Below are 17,695 nucleotides of genomic sequence, written 5' to 3'. Positions count from 1 at the left end.
CGGCGTCGGCGGAGCGTCATACCTTGGACCGATACGGGTGGCCGGAAGGCGGATGTTCATCGTGCTGTCGCCGGCAGCGCCGCCGGACTCGGCTACGTCGCCGCCGTCGCGCCATTCGCCCGCTGGTGGACCCGCGGGCAGGACCACCGCCGGGGCGCACGGGCCGTCGAGGCGGTGTCCGCCGTCGGCAAAGGCTCCCTGTCCAGCTACCTGACCCACTCGCTCATCTTCGCCCCGCTGCTGGCGGCGTGGGGCCTCGGGCTCGGCGAGCATCTGACGAGCGCCACGATGGCGCTGGGGGCGTTCGGAGTCTGGCTGGTCACGGTGGCGGGGGCGTACGCCCTGGAACGCACCGGTCGCCGCGGCCCGGCCGAGGCCCTGCTACGAGGATGATGTACCGATCCTGAGCGGCCCACGCCCGCGGTGTCCCCTACCTCAAGTCTTCCTCTGAACCGCCGTCGCCCCAGGCCCAGTTCCGGGCATCGCCGCCATACTGACGAAAGGCGACATCAGGGACAGGGGGCTCCTGTGCGGACCACGATCTGGCGGCGCGTCTCGGCAGCCGAACGACGACTCGAAACCTACGAGGTGGCCTATCTTGCCGGTGGCCCCCAACGCGTCCTGGAAACGGCGCTCTTCGCACTGCGCGACCGGGAGGCCATCACGATGGCAGGCCGCCGGGTGCGCGCGGTCGGAGAGGACGACAGCCTCGCGGAGCACCCGGTCGAACGGGCGGTCCTCGTGAGTTGCCCGCGGGGAAGGAGCCTGGCGGTCGTCGCGACGGCCTTACGCGACGGACCGGAGGTCGCGGAAATCAAACGCGAACTGATCGCCCTCGGCCTGCTCACCCGCCTCCGTCACCGGCTCACGCGGGCGGGCGCGAGCCGGCTGGAGGCGGCGCGACGGGAGGCCGCCCTCCCCGCGTACGTCTTCGACGGCCCGCCCGCCCACCAGAACCGCAGACTGCGCCGCATCGTCGCGGCCACGTCGATCCCTTCGGGCCTGGGGCGTTCGCTGATCCGCATGGGCAAGTCGACCGACCCGGACCACGACGACAACCACGCCCCGGACGCGACAACGGACTCCGGCGGCTTCAGCTGCGGAAGCGGTGGGGGTGGCGGCGGGGGCGGCGACTGACGCCCGTCGTGGCCACGCCCGCCGGCGGCTCGGCGCCGCGCCGGTGATTCGTGCCCCTCAGTCGAGACAGAACTCATTGCCCTCGATGTCCCGCATCCCGATGCAGGACTCGTTGACGCCGTCGGCGCGCAGCAGTCGCTCGCGTACCGCGCCGAGAGCGACCAGTCGTGCGCACTCGGCCTCAAGCGTCGCCAGGCGCTCGTCACCGACCAGCCCGGTGCCGACCCGCACGTCAAGGTGCACCCGGTTCTTGACGACCTTGCCTTCCGGGACTCGCTGGAAGAACAGTCGCGGGCCCACACCTGAGGGATCGACGCAGGCGAACGCCGGACCCTGTTCCTCGGGCGGCAGCGAGCTGTTGAAATCGTCCCAGGTGGCAAACCCCTTCGGCGGCGGAGGTACGACGTACCCCAACACCTCGCACCAGAAACGAGCAACACGCTCAGGTTCCGCGCAGTCGAACGTGACTTGGAACTGCTTGATCGACGCCATCGACCCACCATAGTGGCGCGTGCCGATCCGGAAGGTGTGGTCGGCGTCCAGGTGGGCGGCATCGCGCACCACCGTGGCCAGCGCGGGGAATCGGCCGGTGGCGAAGGTTCGCTCCAGATAGGGCCCGAGCGCGGCCTGCCAACGCTTCTCGTCCATCCCGGTGGCCCGCTCGGCACGCCGCTCGGCAAGCGCAACCTGCTGCTGGATTCCCTCCCCGAAAACGCGGTGCGCTGGGGGCACGCGTGCACATCCGCCGGCAACGGCCTGCTCCACTTCGCCGACGGCAGCAGTACGCCGTATGACCTGCTGGTCGGCGCCGACGGCGCGCAGTCACGGGTCCGCGCGCTGCTCACCGACGCCCGCCCGGCGCACATCGGCCAGAACGTCGTCGAGGTCGGCATCCCCGACATCGACCGCACGCACCCCGACCTCGCCGCGATGGTCGGGCGCGGCAACTACTGGGTGCTCGGCAACGGACTGTCCCTGGCGGCACAGCGCAACGGCGACGGCCGCGTCCGCATCGGCCTCAGCTTCTACAACACCCCCGAGGACTGGTTCGCCACCAGCAACATCCCCTTCGACGACCCTGCCGCCGCGCGGGCACGGCTGATCGACCTGTGCCCCGGCTGGGACTCACGCTTCACCGCGCTGATCGCGGCCTGCGACGACACGGTCGTGCCGCGGTCGATCACCACTCTCCCGGTCGGCCTGACCTGGCCGTCGACGCCAGACGTCACCCTGCTCGGTGATGCCGCGCACCTGATGCCGCCGGTCGGAGAGGGCGCCAACATGGCACTGCTCGACGGCGCCCTGCTCGGTCTCGCGCTGGCCGCACACCCGGACGACTTCCCCGCCGCCGTCAAGGAGTACGAACACGAGATGTTCGAACGCACCGGCGCTGCCGCCCGGATGTCCGCGGACATACAGCAATTGCTGATGTCGCCGGACGCCGCCCAGAAGATGCTCGCGTTCTTCCAACCCGGCTGAAGGGAGCATCCCGAGACCCCGCACCGCTGCTGTAGGGTCTCGACGCTCGTGACATGTCGATCTTGCGTGACCTGGGCGTTCCTGGCTGTCTCACGGCCTTGTCACCCATGCCTCGCGAGGGCGAGGGCGAGGTCGAGATCAGGCGGCTTGCCCGTGTCGGCCGAGTACACCACGCTGAGCCACCGAGCACGAGGACCACCGGCGAGCCCAGATCGCGCACCGATGAGTTTTCCGAGCCGCGCTGGTCTACACGCCGGACACCCACGGACGGAAGGCTGAACCATGCGGAAACTGATCTACGGCATGAACCTGACCCTGGACGGCTACATCGCCGCGCCCGGCGACGACATCGGCTGGGGCGTGCCGAGCGACGAGCTGTTCCAGTTCTGGTCCGACCAGTTGCAGGCGACCGACCTGACGCTGTACGGGCGCAAGCTGTGGCAGACGATGAGCTCCCACTGGCCGACCGGCGACCAGCAGCCGGGCGCCACCCCGGCGGAGATCGAGTTCGCGCGCCGCTGGCGGGACATGTCGAAGGTGGTGTTCTCCTCGACGATCGACAAGGTCGACTGGAACACCCGCCTGGTCCCCGGCGACGCGATCGCCGAGATCACCCGGCTCAAGGCCGAGGACGGCGGCCCGATGGACATCGGCGGCGCGACGCTCGCCGGGGCGGCCATGCGGGCCGGGCTGATCGACGAGTACGTGCTGGCCACCACGCCGGTCCTGGTGGGCGGCGGCACGCCGTTCTTCACCGCGCTGGACAGCTGGGTGAACCTGAACCTGGTGGAGACGCGGACGCTTCCCGGCGGCGTGATCCTGACCAGGTACGAGACGAGGCGCTGAGCAGCTTCCCACCAGCATCAGAGCCCAACCACCCATACGAGTGGGCGGCTTGACCTGCCAGTCTCAGATTCGTGTCAGATATGCCATCGCTTGGCCATCGCTCGTGAGAGGTGGCCACGAAACCTGAGACCTGCAACAGCTGTAGGATCTCGCAGCTCGTGTCATAGAGCACTGCTCTGACCAGCGGGCCTCTGATCTGTCTCAACTCCTGTCCGCGTGCCGGAGTCTCAGTTCCGTGGCATTTCCTCAGGACTCATACGCTCTGACCACTCGCGCTGGGTCACGGCTTGCCCAATGCGGGTGACGATGTCCTTCTTGGACGCAGCGTCCAAGGTCTCCGGGATCTTGTCGAAGGTGTCGGGGAGGATGTCGAGCAGACCCCAGATCTGTTCACCTGTCCTGACGGTCAGCAGTTGCTGGCACCGCCACTGCTGCGGCATGTCGGGTCGGTGCCTGAGGTGTTGCACGATCGTAGGGAACAGGTAGTGCGTCGCCTCTGCGGCGAGGTGCTCTTGGAGCCAGTCGACCGGGAGCCGCTGGCTGAAGCCGTGCATGGCCGCCTCCTGGGCCAGGTCCAGGAGCTGAGCGGTGTCAACGGCTCGGACGGTGCGGGGAAGGGTCGGGGTCATGTCGCGATGATGCCAAGAAGTTCCCGCAGGTCCGAGAGGTCAGCGGAGGCGGGATGCGATCTGCCGCCGGGCAGGGCCCCAGACTCTTTCGAACTGCTCGGAGGTCAGCGTCTCAGGGTCGTGGCCTTCCCACTCCGAGACGGGCAGTTCAGCGGTGATCCCGAACCGGTGGTCGTACTCGTCAAGGCGGCCAGCGTCTTGGGCCTGCTGCCATTCGTCGAGGGAGGCCGCTGCAATGGGGTCCAGTTCAGGGCCCTGAAGCTCGACCTGCCGGGTCACCCAGCCTTCCGCGTCGACCTCGAAGTAGAACCAGATGTCTTCCTCGTCCCAGTGGCAGCGCATCCAAGTCGTCACCGGACCATGATGGCGGAGATTCCATGCCGGGCAGATCTCAGTTGTGACAGGCCCGACCTGCTGGGATGCTCCCGAAGTGGCAGAAAGAGAAGACAACGCCCCGCTCAGTGCCAGTTGGGACGGTGCTTATTACCGGGTTCGCGCCGGAGCTCTGGAGATGTTCTTCCTTCCAGGTCCGGACAAGGCACTGGACGAAGTGTGCAATGTCGATGCGGAGGTCCTTCTGCCGGACGGTTCACGCTGGAGCGCAACGATCTTCACGGTCGCTGAGGTCGAACGGCTGATGACCCGATGGACCGACACTGGTGAGGCATTGAACGGCCGGTATTTCTGGTGTTCGGACGGCTTGATCGTCAAAGAGCCCGGAGTCCTGCCGATGGCCAAGGTCATCATGGGCTTGCTCGACAACGGCGAGTTTCACCAGGTCCTTCAGCGGCTCGACGACTCCGAGTGACCCGTCCTTCGGCATACGGTGAGTTTTCAGTTGCTCGGCCTCGAAGGGCTTCTCGCAGCTGTTCGCAGGCTCATGGCATGGGGAGGAAGCCCGCTGATTGGTCGAGCATGAAGGGGGCCCAGGGCTCGTCGGGTTCCAGCCCCGCGCTCGCGCCTCGCGGATACTCGCGGCGACGTGAGCCGGCCGGATGGGCTCGGCCTTGATGTCCAACCAGTTGCTGGGATGCGGCTGACCACTGGTGACGACCAAAGTCGTGCCGGGCTGGTCGGCATCGGCGATCTCCACCGCGAAAGTCAGCGGTTTCCAGCACAGTCCTTGCATGTAGGAGGGCTTCCTGCGGATTCGCCAGCGGTACTCAGTCTCGTCGACGGTGATCCCTCGGGACCCCTTCTTGTTCAGCGCCATCACGCCCCCTCTCCCGTCTCGGACTGTAGCGTCCCGTTCTTGCCCCACACCCCGAGATTCCTGGCAGCAGCCACGACCTCTTCCCCGAAGACGGTCAGCTTCATGGCCCGGCCCCGCTCGGCCCGCTCGAAAAGGGACTGTCCGAGGTCCGCTTCGAGGCGGTTGATCTGGACCACCAGGGCCGACCGGTGGATACCGAGGTCTCGGGCTGCTTCGGTGAGGGTGGGATAGGACCGGGCTGCCAGGAAGCGCGAGAGCCGCTGCCGCGCGGACGGGCCAGTGAGAGCTTTTCGGAGGATGGCGGGAAGAGCCTCGGCTTCATCGGCGGTGCGGAGGACGGCGTGGTGGCTGGCTCCGCCGCGGGGGCGGAGAGGGACCTTGTGGGTGTGGGCCCAGCGGGCCATGTTCGCGGGGCTCATGCCGGTTTCGCGGGCAAGATCGGGCAGGGTTCGCCGACGGACGACGTACTGCTCGATGAGCCATGCTCGTTCGATGGTTCCGCGTCGCTTGTAGTCCTGGGGTCCGTCGCGGACCGGGATGTCGTATTCGCGAGCGAGAGCTGCCAGCAGTTGTCTGGAGAATCCGGTGTGTTCGGCGATCTGCTGAAGCGAGCGGTGTTCGTCCAGGTAGAGGCGGGCGAAGGTCTCTTTCGGCACTTCCTGACGAGCTTTGAGGCGGATGAGGCCGGTCGCCTTGGCGGTGGTCTTGGTCGGTGGGAGAGCAGGGGCGGGCTTTTCATCCAGAACGAAGCGGATGGCCTCAATGCTGGTGCCGAAGATCTCGGCCGCGTACTGGACCGGGTTCTTGCGCTGCTGGACGAGCTGGTGCAACTGGGCAACATCGATGCGGTCCGGATCAGGTCCGGGCAGGGCGAGTCCGGGCAGCAGGGTGACGGTCGGTTGCCAGGTCACCGGCTCGTCGTGGATGCGGTGGACGGCGAGGAAGGTGCGGGCTTCCTCGGCCAGCGCGTGGGCCAGCTCCGGGGTTTGGATGGTGGCGAAGCGGACGGCCACGGCCCGGAACCGCGCTTCGTTGATGCTGGAGTGGCCCGGGGCGGCTTCGGCGGGAAGACCGCTGATGCGCTGGAACAGCTGGCAGCGGACGACACGCTCGCGGAGCCCATTGCCGGGCATGGCGCCGGTGCGGCGGCAGATGTCCCGCCAGCGCTCGTGCGGCAGCAGCTGGGTGTAGTCCAGGCGGCGGCGCCGCTGGTAGTCGATGGGGACCTCAGCCGTGTCGAGGTGATCGGAGAGCCGGACCAGTGCAGTGACGGTGTCCGCCCAGTGAGGCTGGTCGTCCAGTATCTGCAAGATGCGGGAGATCCCGATGCCGTCAGTGACTGCTCCGAGGTGTTCAGCAGCGTCCTCAAGGCGGACCTTGCTGCCGATGACCAGCAGGGACGCGGCCAGGACCGGGGCGAGAGTGCGGGGATAGACGCCGTCGGCAGGAGTGAGCCGGACTGCCCAAGCCGGCCAGAACATGCTGGGGATCTTCCGTGCCCGACGGGTGATCTCCCGGAGGGTTCTTTTCGGGAGCCGGGGCATGTCGGTGGGAGTGCGATAACGGAGGTGTTCGCTGGGCCGGAGCGAGGGGGCGAGGGCTGCCAGATTCACCGCGCTCAGCACGGAACTCTGTCCGCGTCCCCAGCTGTCGATGCTGGTGGCGCTGATCTGCCAGAGCTCCTCACGCATCGCTTCCAGCAGGCCACGCAACTCGGTCCCCGCCCGGTGAACATCGGGCTGTCCGAGAACGTGCAGGGCGATACTCACCGCGACGGCCGTACTCACGGATCTAGGTGGGGCCATAAAGCCGGGCCGTTCCACTGCTCGCAGGGCAAGGAGGGAGCCGGGATCGACCGTGAAGTGATCTTCGGCGATGTCCGCCGGCACCAGGTTCCGGATGTCGTGTTCGGGCAGGTCTGCCAACACCCGCCCGCCGATGGCCCGGAGATCAGCCAGTGCCGCCCGGGACGGCTGCGGGCTGAGCGCGTAGGGGCCGAAGTCTGCGACGTCCGTCTCGATGACGTTCATCAGCAGCTCCTGGTCCCTGAGCGCGGGATGCGCATCGGGCAGCCGGAGCGTACGGGTCTGTGAAAGATCGAAGCCGCAGCCGCCGGAGAGCGGACCGCCCTCGTAGGCGGCCGGATTGCCGCAGTGCCCCGGGCGGGGAACGACTCGCCCGGAGCGAGGCCGCTGACGGGGAATGCGCCCGCACTCAGGGCAGCAGTCCGCCAGCAGCCGGGTATGGCGAGGACAGGCGAAAGCCCAGCCCAGGCGCCAGAACAACTGCCACCGTCCGCCGGTTTCCCGCAGGCAGTCCGGGCAGAACCGCGAGCCCCGGCCGCGCCCCCAGAGGACACGCCGGTTCACATACCGCCGCTCGAAATTGATGTCCACGGCCCGTGAGTCGAAACGGGCGAGCGTCATGCCCGTCACTGCCTGCTGGTCCAGCCCGCTCGCATGCGTGATGGCCGCGATCTGCTGCTCGTTGAGCAGAATCGTCCAGTCCGAGGGGATGCCCCGAAGGTGGTTCCCGGACCGGCCCCTGACCGGGAGTCCCAGATGCCCCAGCACCTCGCCGAGCTGGGTATCCAGCTGCTGGGCCAGCGCCTCCAGCCAGGAATCCAGCGCCTCTCCGTCAAGCGGTGCGAACCGGATGGGCCAGGTCCGAACGGCCGCGTTCATGCTGTCTTTCGGCGCCGCGGCCGGCTCGTCAACTTTCTTTGCTCCAGGGCTGCTTCTAGTTCTCGGCGGGCAGCTTCGGACGCCTCGTCGTTCCTCACCCCGTCGAGGAGGTCGCGGTCCAAACGCTCGCTGCCAGTGCGGACCGCCCGCTGGCAGCCGCGGTTGATCAGTGTCATCAGTGAGCCGATGTGGCCGGTGCTGCGGGCGAAGAGGTAGTCGGGCAGGTCCTCTGCGAGCATCCCGGGATGTGCGTCGGCCAGCACGACGCGCTGTTCGAGAGCCAGCAGCATCTGCCGCCATTCCCGTCGGCCGACCTCGGACTCGATCGTGAAGGGCCGCATGCCCAGCCGGGTGGTGCGGCGCCCGGTCTGGGCGAAAGCGGCATCCCGTCGGGCATCGCCTTCGCTGAAGAGCCCCTTGTCGGCGAGGCCGACGCCGATCAGCAGCAAGGTCACGGGGAACTCGTTCGCGATCCATTTGAGGTGGTTGCTGACCTCGATGCCGTTCGTCTGGTTCCACTTGAGGAAGTGCACGTCGTCCAGAGCCAGGAGCCGGACCTCACAGGACAACACGCAGTCCAGGGCTCGCTGCCCGAACTGGGCAGTAGTGCCGCGAGCCCGGCCCGGGTGGCCGAAAAACTCCAGCAGAGCCCGATTGAGGTCCTTCATCCCGGTGTTCCCCGTCAGCCCGACCCGGCAGACCGGCCACCGCTCATTGCCCTTATCGGTGAACTCGCCCCGCTCAGCGATCTCCCGGCGGTGGAACTTGCGGGCGAACGCGAGGACCGAAGTCGTCTTCCCCAGGCCGGGGAACGCGTCGATGGCCACCGCGCCTTTGGCCTTGTCACCGTCTTGCAGATTGCTGTCGACGATGTCCCACAAATCCTCATGCAGAGAGGCCAGTTGAGGAGTCTTCAGCGGGCCGATGTTCGCATGCCACTCCCGCCGCAGCAGGTCGTACTCGGCTCTCGGCCCCTCACCGAGTGCATTCAGCCGACGGCGGGTCAGCGTCACGGGCTTGGTGCGAAGGGGAGTCTCGGCGAATGCCTTGAAGTCCTCCTTCCGCGACAGCGCCAGATTGCCCAGCCCCGGCGGACTTGCCGTACTCACACGTCCTCCAGAGCGTCCGCGTAGAAGTCCTCCTCGGCGGCGAGGTCCTCCAGATCGGCCTCGTCGTCATCGCCCATCTCGGCGATCTCCGCCAGCGGTTCTTCCGCAGGCTCCTCCAGGTCCTCGGCCTGGCCCAGGGCTTTGCGTACTGAGGGAAGCGAGACAATGACCTCCTCCTCGGTCTGGGGCAGTTCGATGCCGGCCTGCTCGCGCGAGAGCCGCAGGACCATGCGCCGTTCCACCAGGGTGGTGCCCAGCCCGAGGTTCCAGCGCTCCAGCAGATCAGCGACGGCGAGCCGGTCGTCGGGGTAGCGGTACTTCTCCGCAGCCAGCTGACGGGCGAACTTGAGCGCGTCCTCACTCAGCGGCATACGCGCCGACGGCGCGTGTTCCCAGGTCAGGGCATGCCACTCGCGGGTCGTAGGGTTGCGGAAGTAGATCCGGGTGATGTCGTCCGGGTCCACCTGGAACGGCCAGCCGTTCTTCACCGGGCCACCGTAGGGACTACGGATACCCGTCTCCGGCAGGCCCGGCCCGCTGTAGCGGCGGCGGCCGATCTCCACGCCGTAGTGCTGGACCGTTCGCCACTTCGTGGGCAGGAACTCGAAGGCGAGGTCACGATCGCGAGGCACCTCGATGTAGCCGGCTCGGGCCATGCCGTGTTCGAACATCTGGGCCGGGGACATCCGCAGCCCCGGCAGACCGGGATCGACCAGGCTGGAGTGCGGACGACAGTGGTACTTCGTCGCGGTCCACTCCCGGATGATCTCCTCCAGCTCATCGAGGAAGAAGAACGCCTCTCCTTCCGGGTTCTCGCCGCGAGAATGGATGTCCGGACCCTTGTAACCGGGCAGGGCTTGCAACAGGTCCTCCCGCAGGGTGCGGAAGAACCGCTCGACCGGCCCTTTGTCCCGGCCGGTCCGCAACCGGGCAGGCTGGATCGAGATCCCCATCCGCCGGCAGACGCTGCTGAGATGGTCCGAGACGTAGACCTTGCCGTGGTCAACTACCAAGGTCTCCGGCACGATCGGCGGCGAGGCCAGACCGATCCCCTCGACTGCGACGTCGACCAGCGCGGTGCGCGGGATTCCGTGCTCGGGCCAGACCGCCCCTTGCGGCCAGTCGCGGCCGAACGGCCGGGGCCGGAAGGACTCGAAGAGCACCGCGGCAACGTCCACGGCCTTCGTGGACACCGGTGTCACCCGAATCCCGGTGATGCAGCGGGTGTACCAGTCCATCCCGACGCTCAACTCAGCCTGCACCCACCGCAGTGTGAACGGATCGAACGCGAACACGTCCAGCCGAGTGGAGTCCATCAGCAGGTACTCACCCGGCCTGGTCGGCCGCAGCTTCCCGTACGGACCCTCCGGGCGCCCCGCGATATCCCGGTTGCGCTTCGTACTCAGCCGGAACAGCGGATGCCGCCGCTCCAACTCCTCCAACAGCCGAAACGCCGTCGCCCGGCTCGGCTGCGGCACTACCCCCGCCCCGAACCGCGCGATCACCCTCGCCCGGGTCCGCTCAATCACCATCGTCCGCGACGGCTTCGACTGGTCGGCGTGCTCGACCATCACCTCCACCGCGGTCTCCACCCACCGGTCATCGGCCTTCGTCTCAGGGCGCCGGACCCCCTGTTCCAACGAGGCCAACCCGGCCTCGCCGTGGCGCCGGTAGTCCTTCACCCAGCGCTGAACCGTACGCGTGTTGACGCCAAGCTCGGCCGCTTTGGCTGCGTAACGGTCGTAGAGCGGCTGGTCAGACGCATATTCCTGCCTCGGCTCGCCCTCCGAAGCCAGCTCAGCAGACCCGGACCGAAAGCCCGTGAGGACTTCACGGATATGCGCCGCGCGTTTCAACACCCGGCTCCGCGCAGCCTCGGATAACTGGCTCAGGATCACGTCGGCCGCATCCTCGCCGTCATCCGCAGACGGTCCAGGCCCCTCCGGAATGACAATGGCCCGGTCGGACACCAACAGTTCCTTGACAGCCAACCGCAGAAGCCGTCCGCGACCGTCCTTCAGGACCACCTCGTTGCCCGCCGCGGTGATGGCCAATTCGACGACCTCAACGGATTCACCGTCGTAACGAAAGCGAGTACCGACTCCCACCCGTGTCGCCGCCTGGCTCATGCAGGCCTCCTCAATCGGTGCCGATCACCCAGCGGAGCGGTCAAGTCAGTGGCCAATTCGCCCCGCCAGAGCAGGTGCAGGACAGACGACCGGACCGCAGCGGGTTCCTGAGAAGACAGAATCTCGACGACCTCGGCCAGGGCCTGCCCGTTCACTTCGACGGACCGCACCTGATCCAGCAGCCTGTCGTCGAAGAGCCAGTCCCGGCGGTAGCCCGCCAGGAATCGAATGTTCTCCAATTCCACGGCCGGAGGCTCGCTCCAGACCTCGTACTTCCATCCGCGCGACTCGACCACCCGGCGGGTCCAAGCGAAGGTGAACGCTACCTCCGGCATGGATAACCGGTGCAGCGGCTTGACGTCGACAACCATCGGCACTTGCTCGGTGATCAGGAGATAGTCCGGGATGTGCCGGCGGACCTTTCCCTCCAGCACTGCCTTCAGCAGGAAGGGCTGAGCCACGATGCCGCGTACAGACCGGTCGAAGTCAGCAAAGAGCAACCGTGACAGCTCCAGGCGCGATTCGTAGATCACGTGATCGCGCATAGTCGAGGAACCAGTAGGTGCCCGAATAGTGCTTCTGGCCCTTGTACCAGCGGAACGTCCGCCACGGCACCGCTCCGGAAAGGACCGCGCTGCCCACACTCGTCCACGGCTCGTCCTCAACGACACACCCTGATGTACGGAAGCTCACGGCTGCCAGATCAGATGCCATCGTGCCTCGCCCCCAGCGTCGGTCCGCGCTGTTTCCAAGCAGTCGATAACAGCGTGGATCCAACAGCGGTACCGTCGCTAGAGGCGAGCACATCGCCCACACGATTGAGCGAATCCGGGCTGTACCCCTTGGCAGTCTCACGACGATGTCGTAAACGACATCCGTACGGCATCGGCCGTGAGATTACGACACGGGGCGCGAGACCCTACAGCTGCGGCTCAGGTCTGCGCCATGTCCACGAAGCGTGAGTAGTGGCCCTGGAACGCCACCGTGATCGTCGCCGTCGGGCCGTTACGGTGCTTCGCCACGATCAGATCCGCCTCCCCCGCGCGCGGTGACTCCTTCTCGTACGCGTCCTCCCGGTGCAGCAGCACCACCATGTCCGCGTCCTGCTCGATGCTGTTGTGAATGTTGATCCCGTCCGCGATGAAGTTGTGCGTCCCCAACACCGTCGCGTCGTAGACCTCTTGCCTACCTCGGCTCTCCACCGAAACGACCTCGTCCCAGAAGACGTCACTCGTGGCCAGCATGTCCAAGTCGGCGCTCTGGAGAACCTCGGCCACCATCGACAGACGCGCACGACCCGGAGACGCCTTGTACAGCGCAGACCCGCAGTAATTCGTACCCATCGCCGACTGGAAGGCGCGGGTCGTCACCGCCTGTCCGCGCATCAACTCGCGCACGGTGTCCCATACCTCCTCGGGCACCGTGTCCAGGTTCGTGTTCGGCTTGACGTCCCGCAGCCGCTCGGAGGCCGTGATCACATGCTTGGCGCGGGCCCCATGAACCCCGACGTCCCGCAGGAATCGCCGTTGGTCGTCCGCACCTGAGATGTCCACCGCCCATCCCGGCCGCCCCCGAGTACTGCCCACGGCGCGCAGCCGACCACGGATGTCCAGACGCAGCAGCAGCAACTGGAGGTCGCGGGCCAGCCGCTCGCTCGTCGTCGCGTAGTAGATCCGCACCGCGCCGGACTTGGAGACCGTCACCGAGCCGTCCGTCGCCCACAGATGGCGCAGGAACAGTCGAACCTGTTCGTCCGGGAGCCCGAAAAGCCCGGGCGGCAGAAACCTCTCGTGCGCGCGCTTGCCGTAGAGCCCGAAGTGTGCCGCCGCTTCCTCGACGGTGCGGAGGTTCGCCTCGTCGTTGCTTGTGTAGTGAACCGACTGACGCGGCGCCACACAGCCGTCTCCGAGGAGATGGGCAAGCATGACCAGCTCCGGCTCCGCCCACGCCGTCGTACGCGCGGGAGCATCGATCCGGCGGGGAGTCGCGATCCGCGAGCCGGCACTGAGCTCGCCGAGAGGCCGCCAGCCGTCGTATGTCAGGAACGGATGATTCGCCGTCGCCTCGATCTCCTTGCCCGAGGCCAACCTCAGCCGAAAGACCTCCTTCACGCCGCTCGGGAAGACATGTGTCATCGTGCGGGGTACGAGCCGGAGGCTCTCGTCCAGCGACCAGACAGGGATGTCCCGCTCACCACTGGCGAGCAGCTCGCCCATGGTGACCTCCGCGCCCGTGTCGGCACGGAGCACGCGGGTGCCCGCCGTGACGCAGCCCGACTCACGCAGGTCGGAGACCATCGGCTTCTTGTCCGTACGCTGCTCGGGGCCACGGTTCAGCTGGGAGAGCGCGATCACCGGCAGCTCCAGCTCCTTCGCCAGCAGCTTGAGGTTTCGCGACATGTCCGAGACTTCCTGCTGGCGGCTCTCCGCGCGCTTGGAGCCGCCCGACTGCATCAGCTGGAGGTAGTCGATGACCACCAGCTTCAGTCCGTTGCGCTGCTTGAGGCGGCGGCACTTCGCGCGGATCTCCATCATCGACAGGTTCGGCGAGTCGTCGATGTACAGCGGCGCCTGCGAGACATCCGGCATCCGGCGGGCCAGCCGCGTCCAGTCCTCGTCCGTCATCGTGCCGGAACGCATATGGTGCAGCGCCACCCGCGCCTCGGCCGACAGCAGGCGCATCGCGATCTCGTTGCGCCCCATCTCCAGCGAGAAGATGACGCTCGGCAGGTTGTTCTTGATGGAGGCCGCACGCGCGAAGTCCAGTGCGAGCGTGCTGTTGTGAGTGGGGATCATGGAACGGGTCGCGAGGTACAGGTGCGCAGGGTTGTCCACCTGGACGCAGCGGACCGGGACGCTGTCGACCTCTTGGACATCCGTGATGAAACGCTGCTTCAGCTTCGGTGTCGCAGGACGGCTTCGGTCCCGCTGCGTCTGCTGCTTCCGGCTCAGCCGGAACACCTCGTCGGCGGTCGTGAAACTGATCTTGTAGCACGTGGAGGACTCCTCCGACCGTCCCTTGACGCGCTTGGTCGACACTCCGCACCGGTAGCCGAGGCTCAGCACCAACTCACGGAAGCCCTCGGCGAGGGCCCGATTCGTGACGGCGAACTGCACCGCCCCAGTGCCCGTCACGGTGCCGTCGGTGTCGAGAAGGCCGGCAAGCAGCTCCCGACGCTGCGAGAGGGAGGCCCGTAGGTACTCCTGCGGGATGTGCTTGTCCCCCAGAACTCCCATGTCGCGCAGGGCGACGAGCAGGTTGCCGCCCAACAGCTCGGGGTCCACCCCTGCCAGCCAGGCGCCCAGCGTGTACGGAGGGACCGGGAGATCGAGCTTGGGCAGGTCAAGCGGGGCGGTTGTCCGTACGGAGTGGTTCAGGCGCCGATCGGACGCGACGCACCGGACCGTTTCGGCGATCTCCTTGGTTGTCTTGACCGAGGCGAACATCCGCTGATTCCGCTGGCGGTTGGGCTCGGTGGCCGCTTCCTGGGCTGATCGGCGGGAAGCGCGAGTGTCCGTGAGCCACTGGTGTTCGGCATCGGCGACGACGCTCGACCCGTCATCAAAAGTGATCTTGTAGCAGGGGCGATCATGCAGGACGCCGGTCGCGGCCACCACACGTGTGGGTCGGCCCGTCGCGTCGAGGAGGAAGTCCCCCGGCTGCGCCTCTCTCATGGTGGTCCAGCCGGTGGGGGTGGGCAGCGGGGTGTCCAGAGCAAGTGCCTTGCCCATGGCCGGACGAGCCGCGATGACGATCATCTGGCCCGGGTGCAGCCCGTTCGTGAGTGAGTCGAAGTCCGTGAAGCCCGTCGGCACACCCGTCATCTCACCGCTGCGTGAACCGATCGCCTCGATCTCGTCGAGCGCGCCCTCCATGATGTCGCCGAGGGGCAGATAGTCCTCACTGGTGCGCTGCTCGGTGACCGCGTAGATCTCGGCCTGGGCGGAGTTGACGATCTCGTCGACGTCGCCGTCCGCCGCGTATCCCATCTGCGTGATCTTCGTGCCGGCCTCGACCAGACGGCGCAGCACCGCGCGCTCGTGCACGATCTCCGCGTAGTACGACGCATTCGCCGCCGTCGGCACCGACTGGACCAGCGTGTGCAGATACGACGCTCCGCCGACGCGGGTGATCTCCCCGCGCTTGGTCAGCTCGGCGGCCACCGTGATGGGGTCGGCCGGCTCGCCCTTCGCGTACAGGTCGAGGATCGCCTGGAAGACCGTCTCGTGCGCGGGACGGTAGAAGTCGTGGCCCTTGATGATCTCCACGACGTCGGCGATGGCGTCCTTGGAGAGCAACATGCCGCCGAGCACGGACTGTTCGGCGTCGAGATCCTGTGGGGGCACCCGCTCGAAACCGGGTGATCCGCCGTCCCACGCGGTGTTGTCCCTGCCGCGCTCGTGCTGCTCCTCGCGGCCCCTTCCCTCACCTCGGCGCTGGCGGGAGACCGGCAGACGATCGCTCGGACCGGCTTCGGTCCAGGGGTCGTCCAAGGGCTCGGGAATGGTCATCCGGCCACCTCCTCCCGTCCGCCAAGCGGACCTCGCCGTGCCCTTCTTTCTACGGCACGACACTGACAAATCGAGTGGCCTGACTCCGGCTTCCGGCGCGTCGGACGCCGGTCCACGGTAGGCCTGCGGGGGCCGTCCGCCAATCTGGTTATCCACAGGCCATGTGGACGAAGGACCATATGCTGTGGAGAACTCCGGTGAACCTGTGCACGGACCGGGGGACAGCACTGTGGACAACCTCGCGCCCCTTCCGCCGCACCTACCCTGACCTGGCCTTTCTCCATCCACCGGCTGTGGGGGAGAAAAACTTTCCAAGCTGGTCCAAGATCCGAGCAAACGGCGCACAACAGTGCCCGAATCCAGCGAAAGAGTAAGGATCGCCGTCGCATTGCGTCTCTTACCTGTGGAAGATTAGATTGAGCCCATGACACAGGTCCCCACGGCACCCGGCAGCCGGTCCAAGGCCGGCCGCCGACGGCACGATCGCGAGATAGTCGCACTCGCCGTACCCGCCTTCGGCGCCCTCGTCGCCGAGCCCCTCTTCCTGATGGTCGACAGCGCGATCGTCGGCCATCTCGGCACTCCGCAGCTCGCCGGTCTCGCGATCGCGGCGGCCCTGCTGGCCACGGCCGTGAGCATCTTCGTCTTCCTCGCCTACGCCACCACGGCGGCCGTCGCACGCCGCGTCGGCGCGGGTGATCTTCAGGCGGCCATCCGGCAGGGCATGGACGGGATCTGGCTCGCCCTGCTGCTGGGCGCCGTCGTCATCGCCGTCACCCTGCCCCTGGCGCCCTGGCTCGTCGGTGTCTTCGGCGCCTCGGACACCGCCGCCCCGTACGCGATCACCTATCTGCGGATCTCCAGCCTCGGCATACCCGCCATGCTGATCGTCCTGGCGGCGACCGGCGTCCTGCGCGGTCTCCAGGACACCCGGACCCCGCTGTACGTCGCCATCGGCGGCTTCGCCGCCAACGCGGTCCTCAACGTGGCGCTCGTCTACGGCGCCGGGCTCGGCATCGCCGGTTCCGCCTGGGGCACCGTCATCGCCCAGTTCGGTATGGCCGCCGCCTATCTGGTGGTGGTCGTACGAGGCGCCCGCCGCCACGGCGCCTCCCTGCGGCCCGACTCCGCGGGCATACGGGCGAGCGCCCAGGCGGGCGTCCCCCTTCTGGTCCGTACGCTCTCCCTGCGCGCGGTCCTGATGATCGCCACCGCCGTCGCCGCCCGCCTCGGCGACGCCGACGTCGCCGCACACCAGATCATCCTGTCGCTGTGGAGCCTGATGGCCTTCGCGCTGGACGCCATCGCCATAGCCGGGCAGGCGATCATCGGCCGCTATCTGGGGGCGAACGATCCACGCGGCGCCCAGGACGTCTGCCGTCGCATGGTGCAGTGGGGCGTGGTCTCCGGCGTGGGGCTGGGGGTGCTCATCGTGCTGGCGCGCCCGTTGTTCATCCCGCTCTTCACCGGCGACCAACTGGTCCAGGACACCTTGCTGCCCGCGCTTCTGGTGGTGGCGGTCACCCAGCCGGTCGCGGGCATCGTCTTCGTCCTGGACGGTGTGCTGATGGGCGCGGGCGACGGCCCTTATCTGGCGAAGGCGATGGTCGTCACGCTGGCCGTCTTCGCCCCGGTGGCCCTGCTGGTGCCGGTGGTCGGAGGTGGGCTCACCGCCGTGTGGTGGGCCATGACGCTGATGATGGTGGTCCGCCTGGCGACGCTCTGGCTGCGCACGCGGTCGGGCCAGTGGCTGGTCACGGGCGCCACCCGCTGAGCGCGGCCCTGACGGGCGCCGGGCGAGCCCGGCCTCCGTCTCGTTTCACGTGAAACGACAGACGAAGGGCCGCACCCCGGCTGGGGATGGCTTGTGCCCCGTCGAGCGTTAGCTCGGCGGGGCACAGCGCTGCGAAGTGGCTGGTGCGGGTGCGGGCTCGGGGTGTGCCGGCGAGGTGGGCGTC

Annotated in this window: 13 protein-coding genes and 1 pseudogene; 6 read left to right on the top strand and 8 right to left on the bottom strand. The window is 67.6% G+C overall.

Annotation, left to right across the window (positions count from 1 at the left end; genetic code table 11):
- Window positions 1-18 precede the first annotated feature (18 nt).
- Both ACIBLA_RS35365 and ACIBLA_RS35360 read left to right on the top strand, forming a co-directional pair.
- Entirely contained in the window at window positions 19-393 is a 375-nt protein-coding gene (locus ACIBLA_RS35365; protein WP_363240104.1) for a DUF418 domain-containing protein, read from the top strand.
- A gap of 135 nt (window positions 394-528) precedes the next feature.
- Entirely contained in the window at window positions 529-1,137 is a 609-nt protein-coding gene (locus ACIBLA_RS35360; protein WP_363240080.1) for a TIGR04222 domain-containing membrane protein, read from the top strand.
- 57 nt (window positions 1,138-1,194) lie between these two features.
- On the opposite strand, the gene ACIBLA_RS35355 is transcribed toward ACIBLA_RS35360, so the two are convergent.
- Complete coding sequence (locus tag ACIBLA_RS35355) at window positions 1,195-1,629, bottom strand: VOC family protein (protein ID WP_363240081.1); 435 nt, start codon at window positions 1,627-1,629, stop codon at window positions 1,195-1,197.
- A gap of 141 nt (window positions 1,630-1,770) precedes the next feature.
- On the opposite strand from ACIBLA_RS35355, the pseudogene ACIBLA_RS35350 reads away from it, so the two are divergent.
- A pseudogene (locus ACIBLA_RS35350) lies at window positions 1,771-2,616 on the top strand (FAD-dependent oxidoreductase); the annotation flags it as partial.
- Between the two features lie 282 nt (window positions 2,617-2,898).
- Window positions 2,899-3,462 (top strand): dihydrofolate reductase family protein, encoded by a 564-nt coding sequence (locus tag ACIBLA_RS35345; protein WP_363240082.1) that lies wholly within the window; start codon window positions 2,899-2,901, stop codon window positions 3,460-3,462.
- Window positions 3,463-3,689: 227 nt separating this feature from the next.
- Here the strand turns inward: ACIBLA_RS35345 and ACIBLA_RS35340 are convergent, their stop codons facing one another.
- Complete coding sequence (locus ACIBLA_RS35340; protein WP_363240083.1) at window positions 3,690-4,091, bottom strand: hypothetical protein; 402 nt, start codon at window positions 4,089-4,091, stop codon at window positions 3,690-3,692.
- Between the two features lie 39 nt (window positions 4,092-4,130).
- Complete coding sequence (locus ACIBLA_RS35335) at window positions 4,131-4,433, bottom strand: hypothetical protein (protein ID WP_363240105.1); 303 nt, start codon at window positions 4,431-4,433, stop codon at window positions 4,131-4,133.
- An 88-nt stretch (window positions 4,434-4,521) separates the two neighbouring features.
- Between ACIBLA_RS35335 and ACIBLA_RS35330 the strand changes: the two genes are divergently transcribed.
- Window positions 4,522-4,899, top strand: coding sequence for a hypothetical protein (locus tag ACIBLA_RS35330; protein ID WP_363240084.1), 378 nt, complete (start codon window positions 4,522-4,524; stop codon window positions 4,897-4,899).
- Between the two features lie 404 nt (window positions 4,900-5,303).
- Here ACIBLA_RS35330 and ACIBLA_RS35325 read toward each other — a convergent pair whose 3' ends face one another.
- The 5 genes from ACIBLA_RS35325 to dnaB form a co-directional block, all read right to left on the bottom strand.
- A complete protein-coding gene (locus ACIBLA_RS35325; RefSeq protein ID WP_363240085.1) occupies window positions 5,304-7,988 on the bottom strand; it encodes a TniQ family protein in 2,685 nt (894 codons plus the stop codon).
- The gene (locus tag ACIBLA_RS35320; protein WP_363240087.1) at window positions 7,985-9,001 is read right to left on the bottom strand and encodes an ATP-binding protein; all 1,017 of its coding nucleotides are present in this window, start codon (window positions 8,999-9,001) and stop codon (window positions 7,985-7,987) included. Before ACIBLA_RS35320 ends, ACIBLA_RS35325 begins: the two co-directional genes overlap by 4 nt.
- 92 nt (window positions 9,002-9,093) lie before the next feature.
- Entirely contained in the window at window positions 9,094-11,226 is a 2,133-nt protein-coding gene (locus ACIBLA_RS35315; protein ID WP_363240088.1) for a helix-turn-helix domain-containing protein, read from the bottom strand.
- On the bottom strand, window positions 11,223-11,759 hold the full coding sequence (locus ACIBLA_RS35310) for a TnsA-like heteromeric transposase endonuclease subunit (protein ID WP_363240089.1): 537 nt from the start codon (window positions 11,757-11,759) through the stop codon (window positions 11,223-11,225). Before ACIBLA_RS35310 ends, ACIBLA_RS35315 begins: the two co-directional genes overlap by 4 nt.
- A 399-nt stretch (window positions 11,760-12,158) precedes the next feature.
- Window positions 12,159-15,737 carry a replicative DNA helicase gene (dnaB, locus tag ACIBLA_RS35305; RefSeq protein WP_363240090.1) on the bottom strand — a complete coding sequence of 1,193 codons (3,579 nt, stop codon included), beginning with the start codon at window positions 15,735-15,737 and terminating at the stop codon, window positions 12,159-12,161.
- 424 nt (window positions 15,738-16,161) lie between these two features.
- Here dnaB and ACIBLA_RS35300 point away from each other — a divergent pair, with 424 nt between their 5' ends.
- Entirely contained in the window at window positions 16,162-17,511 is a 1,350-nt protein-coding gene (locus ACIBLA_RS35300) for an MATE family efflux transporter (protein ID WP_363240091.1), read from the top strand.
- Window positions 17,512-17,695: the final 184 nt, after the last annotated feature.

It is taken from the genome of Streptomyces sp. NPDC050433 (assembly GCF_044458565.1).
GTDB lineage: Bacteria > Actinomycetota > Actinomycetes > Streptomycetales > Streptomycetaceae > Streptomyces.
Note: the sequence above shows the minus strand (reverse complement) of the source record. Positions and strands in the feature narration are given on the sequence as shown.